General features: G+C 52.2%; 21 protein-coding genes and 1 pseudogene. 15 read left to right on the top strand and 7 right to left on the bottom strand.

What is annotated here, in order from left to right:
- Positions 1-5 precede the first annotated feature (5 nt).
- The 3 genes from xth to OSH01_RS11705 form a co-directional block, all read right to left on the bottom strand.
- Positions 6-797 carry an exodeoxyribonuclease III gene (gene xth, locus OSH01_RS11715; protein ID WP_266124294.1) on the bottom strand — a complete coding sequence of 264 codons (792 nt, stop codon included), beginning with the start codon at positions 795-797 and terminating at the stop codon, positions 6-8.
- Positions 798-1,892: 1,095 nt separating this feature from the next.
- Positions 1,893-2,258, bottom strand: a complete 366-nt coding sequence (locus OSH01_RS11710) for a T6SS amidase immunity protein Tai4 family protein (RefSeq protein ID WP_266124293.1) — start codon at positions 2,256-2,258, stop codon at positions 1,893-1,895.
- A complete protein-coding gene (locus OSH01_RS11705) occupies positions 2,255-2,719 on the bottom strand; it encodes a type VI secretion system amidase effector protein Tae4 (RefSeq protein WP_266124292.1) in 465 nt (154 codons plus the stop codon). The genes OSH01_RS11710 and OSH01_RS11705 overlap by 4 nt, the downstream gene beginning before the upstream one ends.
- 329 nt (positions 2,720-3,048) lie before the next feature.
- On the opposite strand from OSH01_RS11705, the gene OSH01_RS11700 reads away from it, so the two are divergent.
- The 8 genes and pseudogenes from OSH01_RS11700 to OSH01_RS11665 all read left to right on the top strand — a co-directional run bounded on the left by OSH01_RS11700 (position 3,049) and on the right by OSH01_RS11665 (position 6,762).
- Positions 3,049-3,342, top strand: coding sequence for a type II toxin-antitoxin system RelE/ParE family toxin (locus OSH01_RS11700; RefSeq protein ID WP_266124291.1), 294 nt, complete (start codon positions 3,049-3,051; stop codon positions 3,340-3,342).
- A 12-nt stretch (positions 3,343-3,354) separates the two neighbouring features.
- Complete coding sequence (locus OSH01_RS11695) at positions 3,355-3,666, top strand: HigA family addiction module antitoxin (RefSeq protein ID WP_266124290.1); 312 nt, start codon at positions 3,355-3,357, stop codon at positions 3,664-3,666.
- Between the two features lie 51 nt (positions 3,667-3,717).
- On the top strand, positions 3,718-4,317 hold the full coding sequence (locus OSH01_RS11690) for an antitoxin Xre-like helix-turn-helix domain-containing protein (protein WP_266124289.1): 600 nt from the start codon (positions 3,718-3,720) through the stop codon (positions 4,315-4,317).
- Entirely contained in the window at positions 4,314-4,802 is a 489-nt protein-coding gene (locus OSH01_RS11685; protein ID WP_266124288.1) for an RES family NAD+ phosphorylase, read from the top strand. Before OSH01_RS11690 ends, OSH01_RS11685 begins: the two co-directional genes overlap by 4 nt.
- A 626-nt stretch (positions 4,803-5,428) precedes the next feature.
- Complete coding sequence (locus OSH01_RS11680) at positions 5,429-5,698, top strand: hypothetical protein (RefSeq protein WP_266124287.1); 270 nt, start codon at positions 5,429-5,431, stop codon at positions 5,696-5,698.
- A gap of 175 nt (positions 5,699-5,873) precedes the next feature.
- Positions 5,874-6,149: pseudogene (locus OSH01_RS11675) on the top strand (AbiEi antitoxin N-terminal domain-containing protein); the annotation flags it as partial.
- Between the two features lie 66 nt (positions 6,150-6,215).
- Positions 6,216-6,515 (top strand): BrnT family toxin, encoded by a 300-nt coding sequence (locus tag OSH01_RS11670; RefSeq protein ID WP_266124286.1) that lies wholly within the window; start codon positions 6,216-6,218, stop codon positions 6,513-6,515.
- Positions 6,499-6,762 carry a BrnA antitoxin family protein gene (locus OSH01_RS11665; RefSeq protein ID WP_266124285.1) on the top strand — a complete coding sequence of 88 codons (264 nt, stop codon included), beginning with the start codon at positions 6,499-6,501 and terminating at the stop codon, positions 6,760-6,762. Before OSH01_RS11670 ends, OSH01_RS11665 begins: the two co-directional genes overlap by 17 nt.
- 286 nt (positions 6,763-7,048) lie before the next feature.
- Here the strand turns inward: OSH01_RS11665 and OSH01_RS11660 are convergent, their stop codons facing one another.
- Entirely contained in the window at positions 7,049-7,708 is a 660-nt protein-coding gene (locus tag OSH01_RS11660) for a DUF5710 domain-containing protein (RefSeq protein WP_266124284.1), read from the bottom strand.
- A gap of 231 nt (positions 7,709-7,939) precedes the next feature.
- Between OSH01_RS11660 and OSH01_RS11655 the strand changes: the two genes are divergently transcribed.
- Positions 7,940-8,581: an SGNH/GDSL hydrolase family protein gene (locus OSH01_RS11655; protein WP_266124283.1), complete on the top strand. Its 642-nt coding sequence runs from the start codon at positions 7,940-7,942 to the stop codon at positions 8,579-8,581.
- Here OSH01_RS11655 and OSH01_RS11650 read toward each other — a convergent pair.
- Complete coding sequence (locus OSH01_RS11650) at positions 8,550-8,804, bottom strand: helix-turn-helix domain-containing protein (RefSeq protein WP_266124282.1); 255 nt, start codon at positions 8,802-8,804, stop codon at positions 8,550-8,552. The two genes, OSH01_RS11655 and OSH01_RS11650, sit on opposite strands and share 32 nt — an antisense overlap.
- Before the next feature lie 216 nt (positions 8,805-9,020).
- On the opposite strand from OSH01_RS11650, the gene OSH01_RS11645 reads away from it, so the two are divergent.
- Positions 9,021-10,019, top strand: a complete 999-nt coding sequence (locus OSH01_RS11645) for an NAD(P)H-quinone oxidoreductase (RefSeq protein ID WP_266124403.1) — start codon at positions 9,021-9,023, stop codon at positions 10,017-10,019.
- Positions 10,020-10,613: 594 nt separating this feature from the next.
- Here the strand turns inward: OSH01_RS11645 and OSH01_RS11640 are convergent.
- Complete coding sequence (locus tag OSH01_RS11640) at positions 10,614-10,853, bottom strand: hypothetical protein (protein ID WP_266124281.1); 240 nt, start codon at positions 10,851-10,853, stop codon at positions 10,614-10,616.
- Positions 10,854-11,543: 690 nt separating this feature from the next.
- Here OSH01_RS11640 and OSH01_RS11635 point away from each other — a divergent pair.
- The 5 genes from OSH01_RS11635 to OSH01_RS11615 all read left to right on the top strand — a co-directional run bounded on the left by OSH01_RS11635 (position 11,544) and on the right by OSH01_RS11615 (position 17,805).
- Positions 11,544-12,116, top strand: coding sequence for a recombinase family protein (locus OSH01_RS11635; protein ID WP_266124280.1), 573 nt, complete (start codon positions 11,544-11,546; stop codon positions 12,114-12,116).
- A 27-nt stretch (positions 12,117-12,143) separates the two neighbouring features.
- Positions 12,144-12,599: a hypothetical protein gene (locus OSH01_RS16575; RefSeq protein ID WP_435574920.1), complete on the top strand. Its 456-nt coding sequence runs from the start codon at positions 12,144-12,146 to the stop codon at positions 12,597-12,599.
- A 107-nt stretch (positions 12,600-12,706) separates the two neighbouring features.
- Positions 12,707-13,510: a restriction endonuclease gene (locus tag OSH01_RS11625; RefSeq protein ID WP_266124279.1), complete on the top strand. Its 804-nt coding sequence runs from the start codon at positions 12,707-12,709 to the stop codon at positions 13,508-13,510.
- Positions 13,511-13,520: 10 nt separating this feature from the next.
- A complete protein-coding gene (locus tag OSH01_RS11620) occupies positions 13,521-14,300 on the top strand; it encodes a Hachiman antiphage defense system protein HamA (RefSeq protein WP_266124278.1) in 780 nt (259 codons plus the stop codon).
- Positions 14,301-14,379: 79 nt separating this feature from the next.
- Positions 14,380-17,805: a DEAD/DEAH box helicase gene (locus tag OSH01_RS11615; protein ID WP_266124277.1), complete on the top strand. Its 3,426-nt coding sequence runs from the start codon at positions 14,380-14,382 to the stop codon at positions 17,803-17,805.
- 272 nt (positions 17,806-18,077) lie between these two features.
- On the opposite strand, the gene OSH01_RS11610 is transcribed toward OSH01_RS11615, so the two are convergent.
- Positions 18,078-18,740, bottom strand: coding sequence for a DUF6088 family protein (locus OSH01_RS11610; RefSeq protein WP_266124276.1), 663 nt, complete (start codon positions 18,738-18,740; stop codon positions 18,078-18,080).
- Positions 18,741-18,793: the final 53 nt, after the last annotated feature.

Here is an 18,793-nt window from a genome sequence, read left to right as displayed (position 1 = left end):
TTTGTTCAAGGTAATTGCAGTACTGCCGTAACAGGGGTGTGGTCCGAAGGCTGCTCCCAAGTGCGCGGCTCGCGATCAATCTCACATGCGACGCAGAACTCTTTCAGGCTATCAGAAAGTAATGCGTGATCAATCCGCAAACCTGCATCCCGTCTAAAGGCAAATCGGCGGTAGTCCCACCACGTAAATGGGCTGCCGTTTTGCTCAAACAGGCGATAGGCATCATGAAGTCCTAGGCTGAGTAATTTATTCAGCGCCGCACGCTCGGGCTCAGAAACTAAGACCACGTTTTGCCATTTAGCGGGATCATGCACGTCAGCATCCGTAGGGGCGATATTATAGTCCCCAAGTATCGCTAGATGGGGATACTTTTGTATTTCCGTACTTAGCCACTGATATAGCGCTTCAAACCAAGCCAGTTTGTACGTGTATTTATCGCTTTCTAAATCTTGACCGTTAGGGCAGTAGGCACTTATTACCCGTACAGGGCCGGCGCTAGTGTCGTAGGTCGCCGCAATAATACGTTGCTGGTGGTCGTCAAAGTCGGGAATGTTTCGTTGTACGTCATACCCTTGAGTACGTGAAATTAAGGCAACCCCGTTATAGGTCTTTTGACCCGCCCATACCGCTTGGTAACCGATTTCTTGTAAGGCTTCGATAGGGAAGCGTTCGTCAGGAATTTTAAGTTCTTGTAGACAAAGCACATCTACAGGGTTGGCTTGTAGCCACTGTATCACTTGAGGCAAGCGTACATTAAGCGAATTGACGTTCCAGGTGGTGAGTTTTAAGGTGGTCATAAAAAGTCTGGGTTCAAGGAGTGCGCCCTGAACAGTGGTCCCGTAGCGTAATCAGAGTATTGTCATAGTGTAGCCTTGCTAGGGTGAACTTGTCCTTGTTCAAGGGGAGAGTATCCCCACCAGTGCAGTCATGCGCAGAGTATTTAATTTTCTTTTATTTCTGTTATCTTCTTCTAAAACGCGGCTAACTTCTTGTTTATTTGAGGTTTTTACTTGTTTGTGTTATGATGGATATTGTTCGGAGCCAGTGGGTGTGCTCCGTCTTGCCGATGTATACAGGAGTTTTGCTTAGTGTCTACAAAGAAGCCGGTTCGTCGCAAGCCCCTTGTGGAAGTTCAACCATTAAATTGGGTAGCACCAGAACAGCGCAAGGATGATGTCGAGGACGAGAAGTCCTTTGAGCAGCAGGATTCAGAATTGACTGCACAAGGATAAAGCGTCCGTAGGCTGACCATTTTTTGGCAGGCCGCTTACGTTTTATCTGATAAAACCGAACCTCGCTTAACGAGCGACGTTCGGTTTTTTTATTGCCTAGACTAAGGCTTATTGCCAGGAGCTGCCCGGCGGTAATGACAGGCTATGGTGGGAAAGACGGAAAGACCAAGGGCTTTCGGAGGCCGGGGCGAGGACGACGCTGTGCTCGTGTTGAAAGCTTTCTATATCGCCAGGCCAAAGCTGGAATCCTAGGCGTGATCCTTCATGATCTTGTTCAAAAGACCACAGAGCCGTGCAGTGATAGCATCGGTATAAGTGTACGAATGTGAGGCCTGACTTGTTGATGTGCTCAGCCACGACATTCATATAAGCATGTTTTTGCTTATCTGATACAGCTAACGGCAGTTTTTGGCATGGTAAACATAAATTAAGGTAACCCTTATCGCCCATTTCCCTCTCCCAGTTGAAGCCATGTTTAAGAGTGTGTGTAGGACCACTTAGATGAGCTTATGGTAGGCAAACAAAAAAGTAAAGAATAGAGAAAAAAGAAATAAAGTTTTTCGTTTTTTCTTGCTTCGCCGATTTGGAGTTGGGAATTGTTTACCCACAGCCCTAGCGCCATTATCAGCAATAGTATTTTTCGCCTATTGAAAACCCTGCTTACGGGCGTGTAGGATCAACCGTGCCAATGATAGATTGCAGCTCTGCTTGCTCGGGCATCTCTAGGCATTGCATCACGTGTAATGAGCCCCCGCTTTTGGACTGATAAGGGTGTTGCAGTTGTTCGGCCACGGCGGCAGCAATTTTTTCATAAACCTCGATTTCGCCTTCGCTGAACTCCACATAGGCGCCCGAAGCTCGCCCTGCATCGGCGGCCAGTTCGCTGTTAGGGAAAGACTGCATCAGACATTGGCTAATCGCAAATTTGTTCAGTTGTTGTTGATTTTGATCCTTGTCTAGGGGCTTGGCGTGAGCATTCACACCAAGGGCGACCAGAAGTAGTAAACAGATTTTATGCATAATCATGGTAGAACCCACAGTTTAGCGCGCGTAGCACGCGCAAAATAACAAGTATCCGAGCATGTGGATCCGTTCCACAGCGTGACGTGTCCGGTGGCATCATTCCAGCCAGAGACCTCGAAGAGCAGTATGCCTTTTTTGCCCAAAAACTGCTGTAAATTTGGATTGTTCTGTACGTAATCGGGCTTACCAAAGCGGGTCTCAATGTGATTACTTAAATCGCTAACACGAAATAAATATTTTTCTCCTTTGGCGCCGGACGAAACTGCACCAGCGTTGGAAGGAATGGAAAAACCGGTTTGGTTAAATACATAGCTCATTCTGATGGCGCAGGCATTGGTAAAAATACCAGCATCAATATTAGTTTTAACCTTGCCACCTATTACGGAGCCGACATTTTCTACGGATCCGTGGACTTGCGAAAAAGAAGTCCAAGCATGTGTAAAAGAAGGGCGCTGGCTGCTCATACAGTAGGTTGATCTAATGAGTTAATAATAAGCAAAGCGTACCCACTGAACATGACAACTTGGATAAGCAAGCACCGCTTTTAGGTATCCAGTTGCAACATGAGTGGTGTGTTTTGTCGGTGAGAGTGGGGCGCTTGAAGAGGATGATGACTACGTACTTTTCGGTAGGATAAATCCGGTTTGTGTCGTAGTTTGCTTAAGTGAATTAAGTTTAAATAAAGCTCTTATGGCGAAGATGGATTAAATCCCTTGCGGCATCTTTCTTATTACCTGTGCTAACCGTTGACGCACAACGTCATTATGCATAGAATGTTTTGTAAAGAGTTTTTATGGCGATTGAGTTTCGTGATACTTGGCTGGCTGCTTTTTATGAGAAAGGTCTTAGTTCAAGAAAAATCCCGCAAACAATTGAAAATGCGCTTTTTAGAAAATTGCAAATTTTAGATGCCGCCTACAAAGAGTCTGATCTTCGGGCGCCGCCAGATAATCGTTTTGAGCATTTACAAGGAAAATTGATAGGACCGTGTTCTATTCGTGTGAACCGACAGTATCGTTTGATTTTTATATGGGAAAACGGTCTAGCAAAAAACGCCTATTTGGACCCGCATGTCTACGAGTTATAGCGGAGTAGTGTAATGAGAGCGACGAAACGTAGGCCCGTCACCGTTGGTGAAATGCTGACACTGGAGTTTTTGCAGCCCTTAAATATTGATATCAAAGAGCTTGCGGAGGCCATGGGGGTACATAGAAACACCTTAAGTCGTATTGTGAACGATAAAGGCGTGCTGACTGCTCCGATGGCCATTAAATTGGCAGCTGCTTTGGGTAATACGCCGGATTTCTGGCTAGATATTCAACATGCGGTAGAGCTGTGGGATGTACGTCATCGCGCCTATGAACATGAAGCAGAAAATGTACGTTTGGTTAGACAATTAGCACACCGGTAGCCTGGTAGGGCTTGCATGAGTTGGTTTGTTTGAGCTATATTAAAGGCTCATATGAGCCGAAGTGAGGTGGCTATGAATCCGAACAAAGAAACGCCCGTTGTGCGCAGAACGCGTAGGTCTGCGGTGGCGGCTAGCGCTACACCAGCAACAAAAAAGTTGCCGGGCAGGCAGGCTTATGTATTGCGTCACGCAAGTAAAACAACCGGGCTAGCTGAAAATGCCCCCAGTCTGTTGACCAGATACGCCGACATGGATGTACAAGATCGCATTCGTTTAGTGCGTGAAGGGGTGCCTGCCGAGCTTATCGATGATCTTGGTACGGCTATGCATGTGCCGCGGATTCAATTGTTAGATTGGATGGGGCTGCCTGAAGCGACTATCAAGCGACGCATTCGCGATGTACAACCCTTAAGCCGCCCTGAGGGTGAGCAAGCCTTGGCCATGACTCGGCTGATTCGTCAGGTGCAACGCATGGTAGACGAATCCGGTGACAGTACTAATTTTGACGCGGCCTTGTGGTTAGCACAATGGTTGGCCGAGCCTAACCCAGCCCTTGGAGGTGTGCCGCCAGGCCAGTACATGGATACGGCGGAAGGCTTTATGCTGATTTCCGATACCCTGGCGCGTATGCAGTCAGGCGCCTATGCATGAGCGAGAAAGCAAGCTTACAAATATGGCGCATCGGGGTGGATACGCCCACCTATGAAGCCCACGATATGCAAGGCGAAGGGGCCAGAATCAGTGGTGGCCGTTGGAACCGCAAAGGCCATCCTATGGTGTATGCGGCCAGCAGTCGCGCTTTAGCTTGCTTAGAAACCGTCGTTCATCTACAAAGCGGCTCCTTGCCTTTAAATAGCTATTTGGTGGAAATCACCCTACCAGAAAGCCTGTGGCAAGCTGCCACCGTCTTGCAGCACGATAGCCTAATTGGGTGGGATGCGTTGCCCCCAGGCAAAGTCTCGCTTGATTGGGGCGATAACTGGTTAGCCCAGCAACAAAGCGCCATCGCGCTAGTGCCATCTATTGTCATACCAGAAGAATATTGCGTACTGCTGAACCCCGAGCATCCAGATTCACGACAGATTAGCGCGAAAAAAATACGTCGTTGGCTTTACGATCACAGAATAAAAACCTAACCACCACACTATGGCTCGCTTTTACATCGGGTTAACGTCTTGGTGCTGTGGGCGGGTAGAGCAATTTGCCTGCGTAGGTGTTTATGGTCTTGATTATCAATGTTAATTGGTAGAAGGTAGAAGTCCTTCAGCACTTCTTGGCGGCGAGGGTTTGGTGTTCTGGTGAAGGTATGCAAGCTAAAGGATACATGCACGCAGTACGAAATTTCTACTTTGCCCTCTTTAGCTGGCTGGATGATCGTCATGACAAACGGGTGCAGGTGTTCAAGGCGGTATTACTTTCCTCTGTAATGAAAGGGTGCCCAAGTTGTCATGATGTGATTGCTGTCCGAGACTTTAGGTAGATTCGTTTGGCAAAAAATTAGGGCGAGTAAAAACTAATAAAATGATTGCTCGCATTGTGCATCGACCTAAGTGATGACCGATGCCCCTGAAGAGGGCAGGCTGAACACATGGCCGAACGTAACTATAAGATTAAGGTTATTGCTTGTAGAACTATTTAGTGTGGTAGTGTCCACTGGGTTTTTAGTAGGTGGATTATCTGAGCATCCTCACCTTGCCTGGTAGTGTTGAGCCTTTATAAAATATTTAATCAATCACACTGAGTACGACAAAGGAGATTGGAAATGATGACTCTAGATGTCAATGAGATCCGTGCTAAGTGGTCTGCTTTGCAAGGGGTAACAGGCTTGGTCGCTCCTATTCAGGATGAGGAAGGTTATGAGCGTATGGTAGCGCTAGCGGATGCTCTCATAGAGAGTGGTTTAGCTAGCGACGCAGGTGAGTTGGCAGATTTGTTTGCGATGGTTAGCACTTTAATTGCCGATTTTGATGCTCAGCACTATGTTGTGCCGAGTTCATCCTCGCCAGATATCCGCCTTGGTAGCGCGCTTTAATATCAGCGCAGATTTATTTATTGAGCCAGCCGTTGCAGCGGCTAGTTAGTTGGTTTTTTAAACCAAATGGATAAAAAGCATGGGCCGAGGGCCTCATAGTAAGCAGAGCGAGTAGTTCTGTAGGCCCACCATCATCGATTAATTTTAGTAACTTTGTTTTAATCGTAGTTTTGCTGCACTTTACACCAGACTAGTGCCAGGTACGCCACTGACTTCCAAGGATCTGGCGGAATTAGGCATTTCAGCTGATTTTGCTGTTCACCACGCCAGGGCAGGTTTGCTCATGCGGCTAGCGCGAGGGGTGTACTGTCGTCCCAACGATAGTTTGGCGCTTGATCCTAGTTTATTGTTATTACAACGCCGCTTTGAAGGGCTCCATGTCGGTGGCAAAACGGCACTTGATTGGTATGGCATTCGTCAATACGTTCCACAGCAGCCAGTGCTGCACTTATAGAGGTTACTAGGGATCCAAGGCCCTGCTGTCACAGGGTCTTGTTTTGCATTTGTGTAGACGTTAATGTATATTAATCGTGTGGAAATACATGGGCTTGACTGGGATGACGGCAACTGGCCCAAGTGCAGCAAGCACGGTGTTACTCGTGAGGAAATCGAGCAGGTTTTCTTGGGTGGCCCTGCTGTTATGCCTGATCCGTTTCCTGATGAGCCGCGCATGAGGGCTATTGGAAAAACTGTTGCTGGCCGGTATGTGTTTTTGGTGTTTATGTTTCGCAAGGTAGATGGCCAAACCAAATTGCGACCCATCAGCGCACGTTTCATGCACCAGAAGGAGATCGATCATTATGAACAGAAAACTTAAGTCTCTGCCACCGTTACGCAGTGATGCAGAAGCCGAAAAATTTGTGACGGATGCTGATCTGTCGAAATACGATCTGTCCGGCTTCAAGCCAATGAAGTTTGAATTCGCTAAGAAGGAAGCTGCGTTGAACATGCGCATTCCATCCGCGCTGTTATCTGCGGTTAAAGCGAAGGCAGCCAGTAAAGGCATTCCTTATACTCGTTATGTTCGGATGCTGCTTGAAAACGATATTTCGCATTCTCGTTAGTCGACAAGGGCCACCACTCGGTGGCCCTTGTCCATCTGTAGCAATGAGCAAGCCGAACCAAATTTTTGGGCTCTATGTTTTTCAGTCTACCCGCGTAAGCAGGTGTCAATAGTTGATTGACCCGCTCAAAGTCTGACTGCGGCACTTGGGTATTCTCGATATCTCTGCCGATATAAAGGTCCGTTCGGTGGTCTTCCAGCCCTTTGATGTAGCCCTCTAGGACGTCTATATTTTTCAGTTCTGCAACAGTCATCTCTGGAGCCTTCAAGTTCATTTTTTAATTTTTCTATAGAGCTGATTGGATTTGCATTGCATCATAGAAATAGTCTTCCGAATGTAATCCGGTATCACCGTTGCCCATAAAGGGGGCATTGACGGGGTATAGGTGGATGCATTGAGCTTCCCATTCGCTGGTTGGAAAAAAGGCGCCGCCGGGTTCATGGTGCATGTAGAAATCGCCCTGTGTTGCGTTGCAGTGCTCACAATGGTTCATAAAGTACCGAGCGTCGGCTTTTTTGCTGTAGGCCATGTGATAATTTTTTGTTAGCCGATGCATCGCATGGCTGGCAGGGGCCGCGAGGTCGCTAACCATGGAAAGAATGCAGAACCCGTCGGGTGAATACCAGTAGCCTGTTTGATCATCCTCCCATTCGTAGACTTCGTGCCCCGGGGGAAGCGCAAAAGCAAAAACAGCGGTCATTTGTTTACAGCGCCAGCATGTCGTGTGTGATTTGGCAATGAAATAATGTGATGCCCTGATGGGGTACTCAACAGCGTCGGAAGTCGATGTTGGGGCTGTATAGTTTTTTGGTAACCAGCGTGCGAACGGAGTCGGATCTGTCTCCGGCGGAAGGTACCAGGTTTTCTGAATAGAATCCCAGCGCGCTCCTAATTCTTTCGCCTGATCTTTTTGTGCAAATGGCACATTTAAATTTATCCTAGACACCTTATTGCTCCTGTCATGCAAACATCAACCCCACTGGCTGTTGTACATCTTCCTTTTAAGTAAAGGCCAACTTCTTGGTTTGGGTCAAGGGAGCACGGTGTTCTTGGGTGTTTTTTATATTGCGGCTTGTGAATTGCATTTTTGGCTAGGTTAAGGGTGCAACCGCAGCAATAACTTATATTGCACATTCTGCGGGATACATTACATTAGAGCCTACTATCGGAGGCTGCGATGCATCAAATTCTTGTTTATTCAGACTCGCTATCCTGGGGCATCATTCCCACGACGCGCCAACGGCTGCCCTTTGATCAGCGTTGGCCGGGCGTCATGGAAAACAGGCTCTTATCTTCCGGAAAAAGAGTTCGTATTATTGAAGATTGTTTGAACGGCCGTCGCACGGTTTGGGATGATCCTTACAAACCCGGCAGAAATGGTCTTGTAGGCTTGGCTCAACGTATTGAAATCCACTCGCCGTTGGCGCTTGTCGTGCTCATGCTTGGCACCAATGACTTTCAATCCATGCATGAACACAACGCGTGGCATTCCTCACAAGGCATCGCTGCTTTGATCTGTGCCATTCGTGGTGCACCGATTGAACCAAACATGCCCGTGCCACCAGTCTTGGTTGTGGCGCCGCCGCCCATTTGTACACCCAAAGGCCCGATTGCACCCAAGTTCGCAGGGGGAGAGCACAAGTGCGTGGGCCTGGCTGCTGCCTATGAGAAGGTTTGCCAAGAGATAGACTGCCATTTCTTCGACTCAAGTACCGTCGTCACATCAAGCGTTGTTGATGGGGTGCATCTTGATGCCGAGCAACATGTGGTGTTGGGCAAAGCATTGGCTACCGTTGCTGCCACCTTGCTGCACGTCTAGGCGTAGTAGGCTCTACCTTGAGCTTAAAGCCTTGGGCGTGGATGATTTTGATAGTGTATCGGAGCTTGGCGTACGCTTTCCAGAAAGGCTTTCTGGAGATAGCTCGCTCGGTGTCATGCGCTAGTTGAGTCATGCCTCGGGCGCGGGCGATATCGCCTAATGCTGCTGCTAATAGTGCTGGATCAGATTTTGTACTGCCATCGAGATATGACTCGGACTGCATGATTTAAGACGTACCGCGAGCACTTGGTTGCAAGACTGGGCTAGTATGATTGATGAGTGCAGTGAGGCTGTTGAATAAGCAAGCATGATGCCAAAAAAGAAGTACTTACTACGGACTTTACAAAGCACTGTAAAATCTTGCATCCATATCTCTTCAACCTTGAATGGCTGAAGTTGACCCAGTTGTCAAAACCAACAAGGAATCCCCATGCATACCATGCAAGCAATCGAAATTACCAAACCCGGTGCAGCTGACACGCTGCAGCCAACCGAGCGTGCGATCCCGTGCCCCGGACCGGGTGAAGTACTAATCAAGGTCGCTGCCGCAGGGGTCAATCGTCCGGATGTCGCTCAGCGCCAAGGCAATTACCCTGCGCCCCCTGGTGCATCCGACCTGCCTGGATTAGAGGTTTCCGGCGAGCTGGTCGGGGGAGACTTCGGTGGCGACAACCCGTTCGGTCTTAAGCTCGGCGATTCCGTTTGCGCGTTGCTCACTGGTGGCGGTTATGCACAGTACGCGGTGGCACCGCTGCTCCAATGTCTGCCCGTTCCCAAGGGGCTGACGCTTATTGAAGCGGCAGCGCTCCCGGAAAATTACTTCACCGTGTGGGGTAACTTGTTCGAACGCGGACGCCTTGGCGCTACCGCCAAAGGCACATCTGAATCGCTGTTGGTGCACGGCGGCTCTAGCGGAATCGGCGTTACCGCCATTCAACTCGCCCGGGCGTTCGGTCATCGGGTATTCGCCACCGCAGGCAATGCTGAAAAGTGTGCGGCCTGCGAAAAGCTGGGGGCACACGCTATCAACTATCACGAGCAAGATTTTGTCGAAGAGGTTCATCGGCTCACCGAAGGCAAGGGGGTTGACGTGATTCTGGACATGGTAGCCGGCGACTACGTGGCACGCGAATTGGGGTTGCTCGCCGAAGAAGGCAGGTTGGTGCTCATTGCTGATTTGGGTGGCAAGCAGGCCAACATCGATGCATTGCTGATCATGCAACGGCGGCTGACCATCACCGGTTCCACGCTTCGGTCGCGCCCAATTGAGTTCAAGGCCGCGTTGGCTCGTCAACTGTACGAGCGTGTGTGGCCTCTGCTGGAATCCGGCAAGGCCCGCCCAGTAATCCACCAAGTTTTCCCTGCGCAGGAGGCAGCCAAGGCGCATGCGTTGATGGAGACCAGCACGCATATCGGCAAGATCATGCTGCAGTGGTAGAAGCAGGGAGGGCTCGCTACCTCGTTTCCCCTCGGACTGGTGCGCTTTGATAGGGAGGTATGCGGAGCCTGGTGCTGCGGACTCTTACTAACACTGCAGCATGATCTGGTCAGCCTTGGCGTGCTGCGCGAAATGGCGTTTGGTAAGGAAAAACTCTTTATCCATCCCAAGTTGATGCAGCTACTCGGCCGAGACAGCAACGACTTCCAGCCTTACGCTTGAACGGCTAGGAATGGAGGGCACTTTTTGTGTGTAGCCCGAGGTGTGAAGTTATCTAGACAAGATCACTCTGGATGGTAGGTTCGACAGTCGTCAAAAGCATCATCTTGCAAGTCGCGTCGCCAGCGCGTATTGCTACCGCGTATTGACAGAGAGATCGACGGACTTAGTCATGCGCTACCAAAGCGCTGAGTTCCTTTGCCATCCATGTAGGCAAGCGCGTGCGTGCCGATGCGACTTCCTTGATTTCGGCGGGTGGCAGTTTGGTGTGGAGGGTGCGGATTGCTTTACTGGCTTTTTCTGGGCCTAGCCAGGCTAATGCGCGTACTAGGTCATCTGCGGCGTGACCTTGAAAATAAATACTGTTTTTTTACGTTATTCGCTTTTTTTAACTGTTAACTTTCGGTTTTCTGTTAGTAGGCCAAGCTGGGTGGCTGTTTTTTGCGGCAAGCGTAAGGTGATAGTGCTGCTGCCAGCTTCCCGAGCGGTGAGCTCTATGGCAACGCCTTCGAGTGATAGATAAACAGCTTCTTCGTCAAAAACGTCTTCATATAAGTGCCATGAAGGGGTGTCGTCATTGGAATCGTGATAGGCGAGAGTGTTTTTAGTGCTCATTGGATAGTGTCCTTGTTGATAAAGTAGACCTTGACGCGGCCTCCGAGATTCCGAATATATTTGCAGCATCATTCACAGATAAGCCGAGATAATCCATGATTTCAGCGCAAATAAGCGTGCCTTGGTGGGGCAAGGTGTAGCCTTTAGGAGTTGCGTTGTGCGGGGCACGAAAAAGGTCGTCTATCGTAAAGAATGGAGTGACAACGTGCCGCTATGCAGCCCCGAATCTAGTCGATGATAGATATTAAGGCAACGATAGACCAAAGGGAAATAGGATTTCAAGTTAGACCTTCTATATTGGTAGCATTAATTAGTCGGGGGATAAACTGGCTTAAGACGTAACTAAAGAAGGATGCAATAGTAAATGATCAGGCGCCTATGATCATTAGTAAGGAGGTATGGATTTCGGAGTATTTTTTTAATGGGTATTTAGAGATTATGGTCTGTAGGGTGTTTGTAAATTAATTGGTCTTTATGGCAGCGATAATGATTAATTTAACAATAAAAAAATATCGACAATAGGGTGAAAAAACATCGTATGTGTTTTTGTTAAATGGTGTGGGGTGCAGTTAACGCGTGTTCAGCAAACGGTGGTTTTTTGAACAGATGAAAAGACTGCAATTTTTCGTCGTGAGAACCGCCTTGAAGTGTTAACATATCCGTCAAGTTTTCAATGTCCTGGTTGCGTCCATGAATCAACGTATAGGGTACGCTCGCGTATCGACTGACGATCAGCACCTCGACCTGCAGCGCGACGCGCTTCAGCAGGCCGGATGCGGCGTTATCTACGAAGAAGCGGCTAGCGGCAAGAACACGGCTCGACCAGAGCTTGAACAGTGCAGCAAGGCGCTTCGGCCAGGGGACACCCTGGTGGTTTGGCGGCTGGATCGTCTCGGGCGCAGCCTGCCCGACCTGGTACAGGTCGTGACCGATCTTGAGCAGCGTGGCGTCGGCTTTGAAAGTTTGACGGAAAAGATCGAAACCGGCAGCGCAGCGGGCAAGCTAATCTTCCATGTGTTTGCAGCGCTGGCCGAATTCGAGCGTGGCTTGATCCGTGAGCGGACGCAAGCCGGGCTGGCCGCAGCGCGTGCCCGAGGTCGCGCCGGTGGTCGCAAGCCGAAGCTGGACGTACAGCAGGTAAGAGAGATCAAAGCCCTGTTACGTGACCCCGATATTCAGGTGGCTGACGTGGCCCGTCGCTATGGAGTATCTCGAACCACGATTTACAAGCATTGCGGCGTCGTGCAACCACGCCATCAATAGCGAAGATAGAAGAGAGAAAAAAGTTCCGTGTCCAGACTGACTGATTTGATTGCCAAGGCAAAAGCCAAGGATTCGGCACTGGGAGCCGAGTTGGATCGAGAGTTCAAGATTCTGTCGTCGCGCCTTCCTTTTGGCCTGAACTTCGAACGGCATAGCCCCGAAGCGGTAGAGCTACCGCTGCGCCCGATAAGCAAGGGCGACAAGGTATGCGTGCAGCCCGAACGTGGCACAACCCGAAAGGGTGACCAGCGACTATCGGAGCCGCAGCGTATGAAGCAGGACAACATAAGCGAGCCGTTTTTCATTACCGAGGAAGTTGAGGCCGAGATGATCGCTGCCGGCTACAAGTTCGAGCCGCCATTCATTGCCTGCACGTTGCGTCTGCGTGATGTGCTGGAGGGTATAAGCGATGCCGAGCTGGCATTGCAGCCGGGTGAGATAGCCGACCAGGAGCGTGAGCGCCGTCAGAGCTGCGTGAGTTAGTTAAGCTGTTTGTTTTCGTCAATGGGGGTGAATTTATTAACTCAATACGATCCAACGATCTACGCCTTGTAGATGACCTCGTTGATTTCATCCGAGGTCCCGGGTTCGTGCTCGATTTTTCCGACACGAGTTTTGCGGATTTTTTTGCCTCGGAGCTAAGGGTCAATATTGACGATCCCAAATACGCGGCTAACGGTGGCTCCAAGGGGAAGCGGCTGCGCTATTTCCTACAGAACTGTGACGATGCCACTGCCGTTTGCATACTTACAGCTCTCTGGGAACACCGCTCCGACTATCTTGCCCGCAGCGGCGGCAAGGATCCAGTAATCAATGCGCAGTCGCGCTATCAAGGCTTGATTAATCGTCTCTCCGGTGGTGCGGCTCCGAAGCCAACCCAATCACAGCTCCAACCCACAGTCGATCGTCAGAAGATCGCTATCATTAAGGCCGAGCTGCTACAGGTCTCCTCGCTCAGTGCTCAGGCCCGTGGTTTTGCCTTCGAGGGATTCCTCAAGGGAATGTTCGACGCATACGGTTTGGCCGCTCAGGAGCCGTTCCGCCTTCGCGGTGAGCAGATCGACGGTAGCTTCCAGCTCGGCAGCGAGACCTATCTGCTGGAAGCTAAATGGCATAGTCAGCCAATTGGCGTCGCCGATTTGCATACGTTCCACGGCAAGATTGAACAGAAGGCAGCCTGGACGCGGGGCCTGTTCGTGAGCAACAGCGGCTTCTCGAATGAGGGCCTCATCGCCTTCGGCCGAGGCAAGCGCGTTATCTGTATGGACGGCCTCGATCTCTATGAGTTGCTCGACCGCGAGATACCGCTCAACCAAGTTCTTGAACAGAAGGTGCGCAAAGCAGCCGAAACCGGCATGCCCTTTCTTCGCGTTCGCGACCTTTTTCCGAGCTAAGGAGGAGGAGATGGTCCAATTCAATGATTGGTGCGACTCGGCAGACACGCCATTAGGTAATCATCATGTCCGCGTCATGACAGGCCGGCCAGCGGACACTGCGATCGGCATTCAGGTGACGGCCAGGGCTATCCCCGCTCACTACGCTGCCGAGGAGCGTATCGCGGCCGCGCTTGCGAGGTTGGGCAAGGCCGTAGCTGCTCAGATGATCACCGATCTTCTCCCGCAAACGTCGCAGATCCGATCGGGCGACCTCGGTGAGATCTACGCTACAGAATGGATCGACACGCACAGCGGTTATCGCGCGCCAATCAAACGGCTGCGCTGGAAGGATCACCGCAACATGGCGATGCGCGGCGACGACGTCATCGGCATGTTTCTGGATCCGGCAACACAGCGGCTCTGTTTCCTGAAAACAGAAGCCAAGAGCCGCATTAACCTGCGTGCTCAAACGCTGGAGGAGGCGCGGGGCGGCCTGGATAAGGATGGCGGCCTTCCCTCGTCGCATGCATTGTCCTTTATCTCAGCCAGACTGATGGAACTAGGCACCGACGCACCGCTCGTCGACGCCATCGACGAGGCGCTCTATCGGCACGGTATCCCGCCCGAGAGCGTCAAACATCTCCTCTTCACGTTCTCTGGAAACTCCCCGCAGGCTCTGCTCACGCAGGCGCTGCAGGCCTATCCTGGTCCGATTGGACAATTGGGTATCGGTCTGCACGTCGACGGCCATGCCGCCTTTGTCGGGGCCGTCTACGATAGGGTCATAGCCAATGCCAACCTCCCCTGATTCGATCACAGCCGCTATAACGGACGCGGCGACGGCAGGCTTTCGCGGCAGGCTCATTGCGCGAGGTCAGGCGCGCGCAATGATCTGGCGTGACGGTGTTCTTCCACCTGGTGCGCCCGCCTTCTCGCCGCAGCTCAGCTTCGACCTTCACAGTTACGCTTATGGCTTGCTTGGGCTCGGGCTACGCCTTCTAGATCTCGATGGTGACTCGAACCAGGCACGGATCGCATTCGAACAGGCGGCGACAGCCCTTGAGTCGATTATGGCCAATGGCAATCGCGACGAAGCTGACCGCGATTTCCATTTCGTCATGGCAGCAGCCAGCTATCATCTCGCGCATCTTTCCGCCCGGGCCTATTCCCTCCTCGCAATAGTGGCCGACGAGGCGAATTTCTCGCCGATCGAACAGGCGCTCGCCCTGTTGATGCGCCGAGATATCAATGCGCTGCGTGCACGCGTGTATGCCTTTCGCCTCGATGGCCGAGGATCGGATACGGCCATTACGGCGCTTTTCCAGCAGCGCCTCGCCGAGCCTGTCGCTGTCGATGCGCCGGAACAAGACGGAATGGACTTTCTTTTCGAAGGCCTGGATCTTGCACTGACAGACGCTTTCTTCGGCGCCTTTTCAATGTTCCTGCTCGGCCTGGATCGCGGCGAACATGCTCTTCTAGACCGGGCGATCGCCCAGCTTCGCAAGAATCTCGACATCTGCGGGGAGCTGAACCTTCTGCCACAATGGTGGGGGCATCGGATCGCTATCCATCTGCTTTCCGATCTCTGGTCGAACACCTTCCACGAAAAGATCCCGCTGCTTCCCGCTGGCGGCGCTGCCCCTTCATGGCCCCGCCTCCGCGAACTCTTCATCGCCTTGCTCGCTCGACGCCCAAGGGCCGAGGTCGACCTATGGCCGTCACAGACCGAGGCGGCATCGCGCGCTGTCGATCAAACTGACAACCTAGTCGTTTCACTGCCGACCAGTGCCGGGAAGACCCGCATCGCTGAGCTGTCCATCTTGAGATGTTTAGCCGGCGGGCGGCGCGTCATATTCGTGACCCCGCTTCGCGCTTTGTCGGCGCAAACCGAAAACACGCTCCAGCGCACGTTCGGGCCGCTTGGCAAGACCATTTCCGCCCTTTACGGTAGCATCGGCGTGTCCGGCTTCGACGAGGATGCCATTCGCGAGCGTGATATCGTCGTCGCGACCCCCGAGAAGCTCGATTTCGCCTTGAGGAACGATCCATCGCTACTCGACGATGTGGGCCTTCTCGTGTTCGACGAAGGCCATATGATCGGGCCTGGCGAGCGCGAAGTTCGATATGAGGTTCAGATTCAGCGCCTCTTGCGTCGTCAGGACGCCGATCAACGCCGCATTGTCTGTTTGTCGGCAATTCTTCCCGACGGCGATCAAATGGAAGACTTCTCGGCGTGGCTACGGCGAGATCAACCGGGAAGTCCCATCAAGAATGATTGGCGCCCGACGCGCTTGCGGTTCGGCGAAGTAACCTGGAACGCGCCGACAGCGCGCCTCAATCTTCGCGTTGGCGAGGAAAGACCCTTCGTGCCCCGATTTATCACCGGCACTGCGCCGCCGCTGTTCGTGCCGCCGAAGAGGCTTCGCACCCGGCTCTTCCCGGACAATCAGCAGGAATTGAGCCTTGCTACCGCATGGCGCCTTGTCAGCGACGGCCAGACCGTGCTGATCTATTGTCCAGAGCGCCGCAGCGTTGAACCGTTCGCCAAGGTCATCGTTGACTTGCACTCGCGCGGCGCACTCGCATCCTTGCTCACGGTTGATCCAGCCACCTTGCAGATCGCCGTCGCGCTCGGTGAAGAATGGCTTGGGCCGGACAGCGACATCTTGAAATGCCTTCGGCTTGGTGTGGCGCTTCATCATGGCGCCTTGCCAACCGCTTATCGCAAGGAAGTCGAGCGCCTTCTGGGTGACGGTGTGCTCAAGGTCACGATCTCGTCGCCTACCCTGGCGCAGGGGCTCAATCTTTCGGCGACCGCAGTCGTCATGCACTCGCTCTACCGGCACGGTGAGAAGATCAAGGTTTCGGAGTTCAAGAACGTCATCGGCCGCGCAGGCCGAGCCTACGTCGATGTAGAAGGCCTTGTCCTCTATCCCATCTTTGAAGATACGAGGAACAGGAAACACGACAAATGGGTCGAGCTGATCGAGGACCTTGGCGCCCGCGAGATGGAAAGTGGGCTCATCCAGCTCATCTTCTCGCTGCTGAGCCGTATGCACGCCCGCCTCGGTGGCAATCTCGACCAGTTGATCGACTATGTCGTCAACAATGCTGCGGCGTGGACCTTCCCCGAGGTCGCCGGCGAAGAGGCCAACAAGCGCGAGCGGGCGCTGAAAGAGTGGGAGCGTTATATGGCAACGCTCGACACAGCCATTCTCAGTCTCATCGGCGAGGCCGACGTGCCCGATGATCAGATTGAGGCTGCGCTCGACAACATCCTTCAATCTTCGCTCTGGCAACGCCGGCTACTTCGCGTCGACGACGCATTGCGCGCTGCCTATCGCACCACGCTACTTACTCGGAGCCGGCATATATGGATGAATTCGACTGCCGCTACACGGCGTGGCTACTTTTTGGCCGGGCTTGGTCTTGAAGCTGGACATGCGCTGGACGCAATTGCGCCGGAGGCGAACGATCTTCTCATACAAGCCAACGCAGCCCTCATGGCATCGGATCATGAGTTGGCAATCGCCGCGATCACTGGGATCGCCGAACGCGTATTCGCCTTCTACCCGTTTGAGCCAGACCCACTCCCGGCGAATTGGCGCCAAGTTCTCAGATGTTGGTTGCTCGGGCAGCCGTTGGCAGCGATCATCGCCGGAGAGCAAGCTGATGCATTGCAGTTTATTGAGGGTGGCCTAGTGTATCGCCTTCCCTGGGCTATGGAAGCCTTACGGGTCCGTGCTGCGGCAAATGGCGATGTCGTTGGCATGTTTGCACAGGCATTGGATGATTATGAACTCGGCTTGGCTGTTCAGGCTGTCGAAACGGGGACGGTGAACCGCTCCGCTTCGATTCTGATCCAAGCGGGGTTTAATTCACGGCTGGCTGCCATCAAAGCTGTTACCGACACGGCCGCCACCTTCACGACCGGTTCGGAATTGCGCGACTGGCTGCGTTCACCCGGCCTCGCGGCCTGGTCGGCGCAAGCAAACTGGCCAACGGCCGAGACTCGGGCCATATGGCTCGCATTCATCCAGGAGTTTGCTCCGTCAGACAACCTGACCTGGGCGCGGCGAGATTATCTTGGAAACGTCCAGTGGTTCGCAGTACCGGCGCCTCCCGGAACACCAGTCAGCCTCTTTCATTGGAACGGACAGCCGCTAGTGCTGGCACCTGACGGGCACGCGATTGGTCTGCTACAACACCCACTCAACCCGAATCGGCGAGGTGTTGTTCGAGCGACGGTCGCTATGAATAACGGCCAGCTTGATCTGAGCTATCTAGGCCCCGATGATTTGTGGGGAGGCTAGGGTTGCAGCCGGCGAATCACTTACATTGGGCGAATGTGGGTTTACAAATTACCGCTCTGACGGCTTGAAATCTCTAAATATGGTATTTTTTATGGTATCAGGTGAATCAAACAGCGCAACTGTATGATATGTAAGGATATTTTTTTGTTGTTAATAATAGAGTGGGATAGCTAAAGGCGTTCAGAAGGTTCGGAGTTTTTCTTGTATGACTTGGCACTGTGCTATCAGTGCATCGAAAGGCTCAACGCTATCCAGAAACAAACCGTCGTCGATCATGTGTTGGTCGTCGGTTTCTGTGTGGCGTGTCCAACAGGGAGTTGATGGAAAGATCGTGGGGGTGTCTCATGGGACACCAAGGCGCTTATTTCTTGTGCCATCCAGGTTGGCAGGCGGGAGCGGGCTGAGGTGGCTTTTTTTATCTCGGCGGGGGGCAGTTTGGTGCGGAGGGTGGGGATTGCTTTACTGGCTTTTTCTGGGCCTAGCCAGGCTAATGCGCGTACTAGGTCGCCTGCGGCGCGACCTGGGTAAATCAGTTGCCATTTCGGTGCGTGGCGCAGTTCTACTTTTTGTGCCCCTAGCTTTAAGCGTCGGCTTGGGCCGGATGTTAGGTAGATGGCTTGCATAGGTACTTGAGTGGTGAGGCCGAGTGCGTTAGCTGAGGATGCGCCGTGCGGAACGATGACTTCGCCACGTTGTTTGGCCAGATTTTCGATCGTTTTAGCAGTGGAGGGCGCGCGCTTTCCAAAGCGGCTTTCGATTGGTAAGACATATATGCCACGGCTTGCACGTAATAAATGACCGCGCTGAACGAGGCGGGACAAAGCTTGGTCGATGGCAGCACGATTGCCTAAGTGCAGTAATTCCTTTGCGACCAAAGGCGACCCTTCCGGCAAGCCGGTAGCGTGCTGAAGTATTGTTTTGGAAAGTGGTTGCATAAGGTTGTCTCCTGATTGTCAGAAGTATAACAAAACTTCTGACGGTTTTTGAG

Source organism: Alcaligenes endophyticus, from assembly GCF_026344035.1.
Taxonomy (GTDB): Bacteria; Pseudomonadota; Gammaproteobacteria; order Burkholderiales; family Burkholderiaceae_B; genus Alcaligenes; species Alcaligenes endophyticus.
Note: the sequence above shows the minus strand (reverse complement) of the source record. Positions and strands in the feature narration are given on the sequence as shown.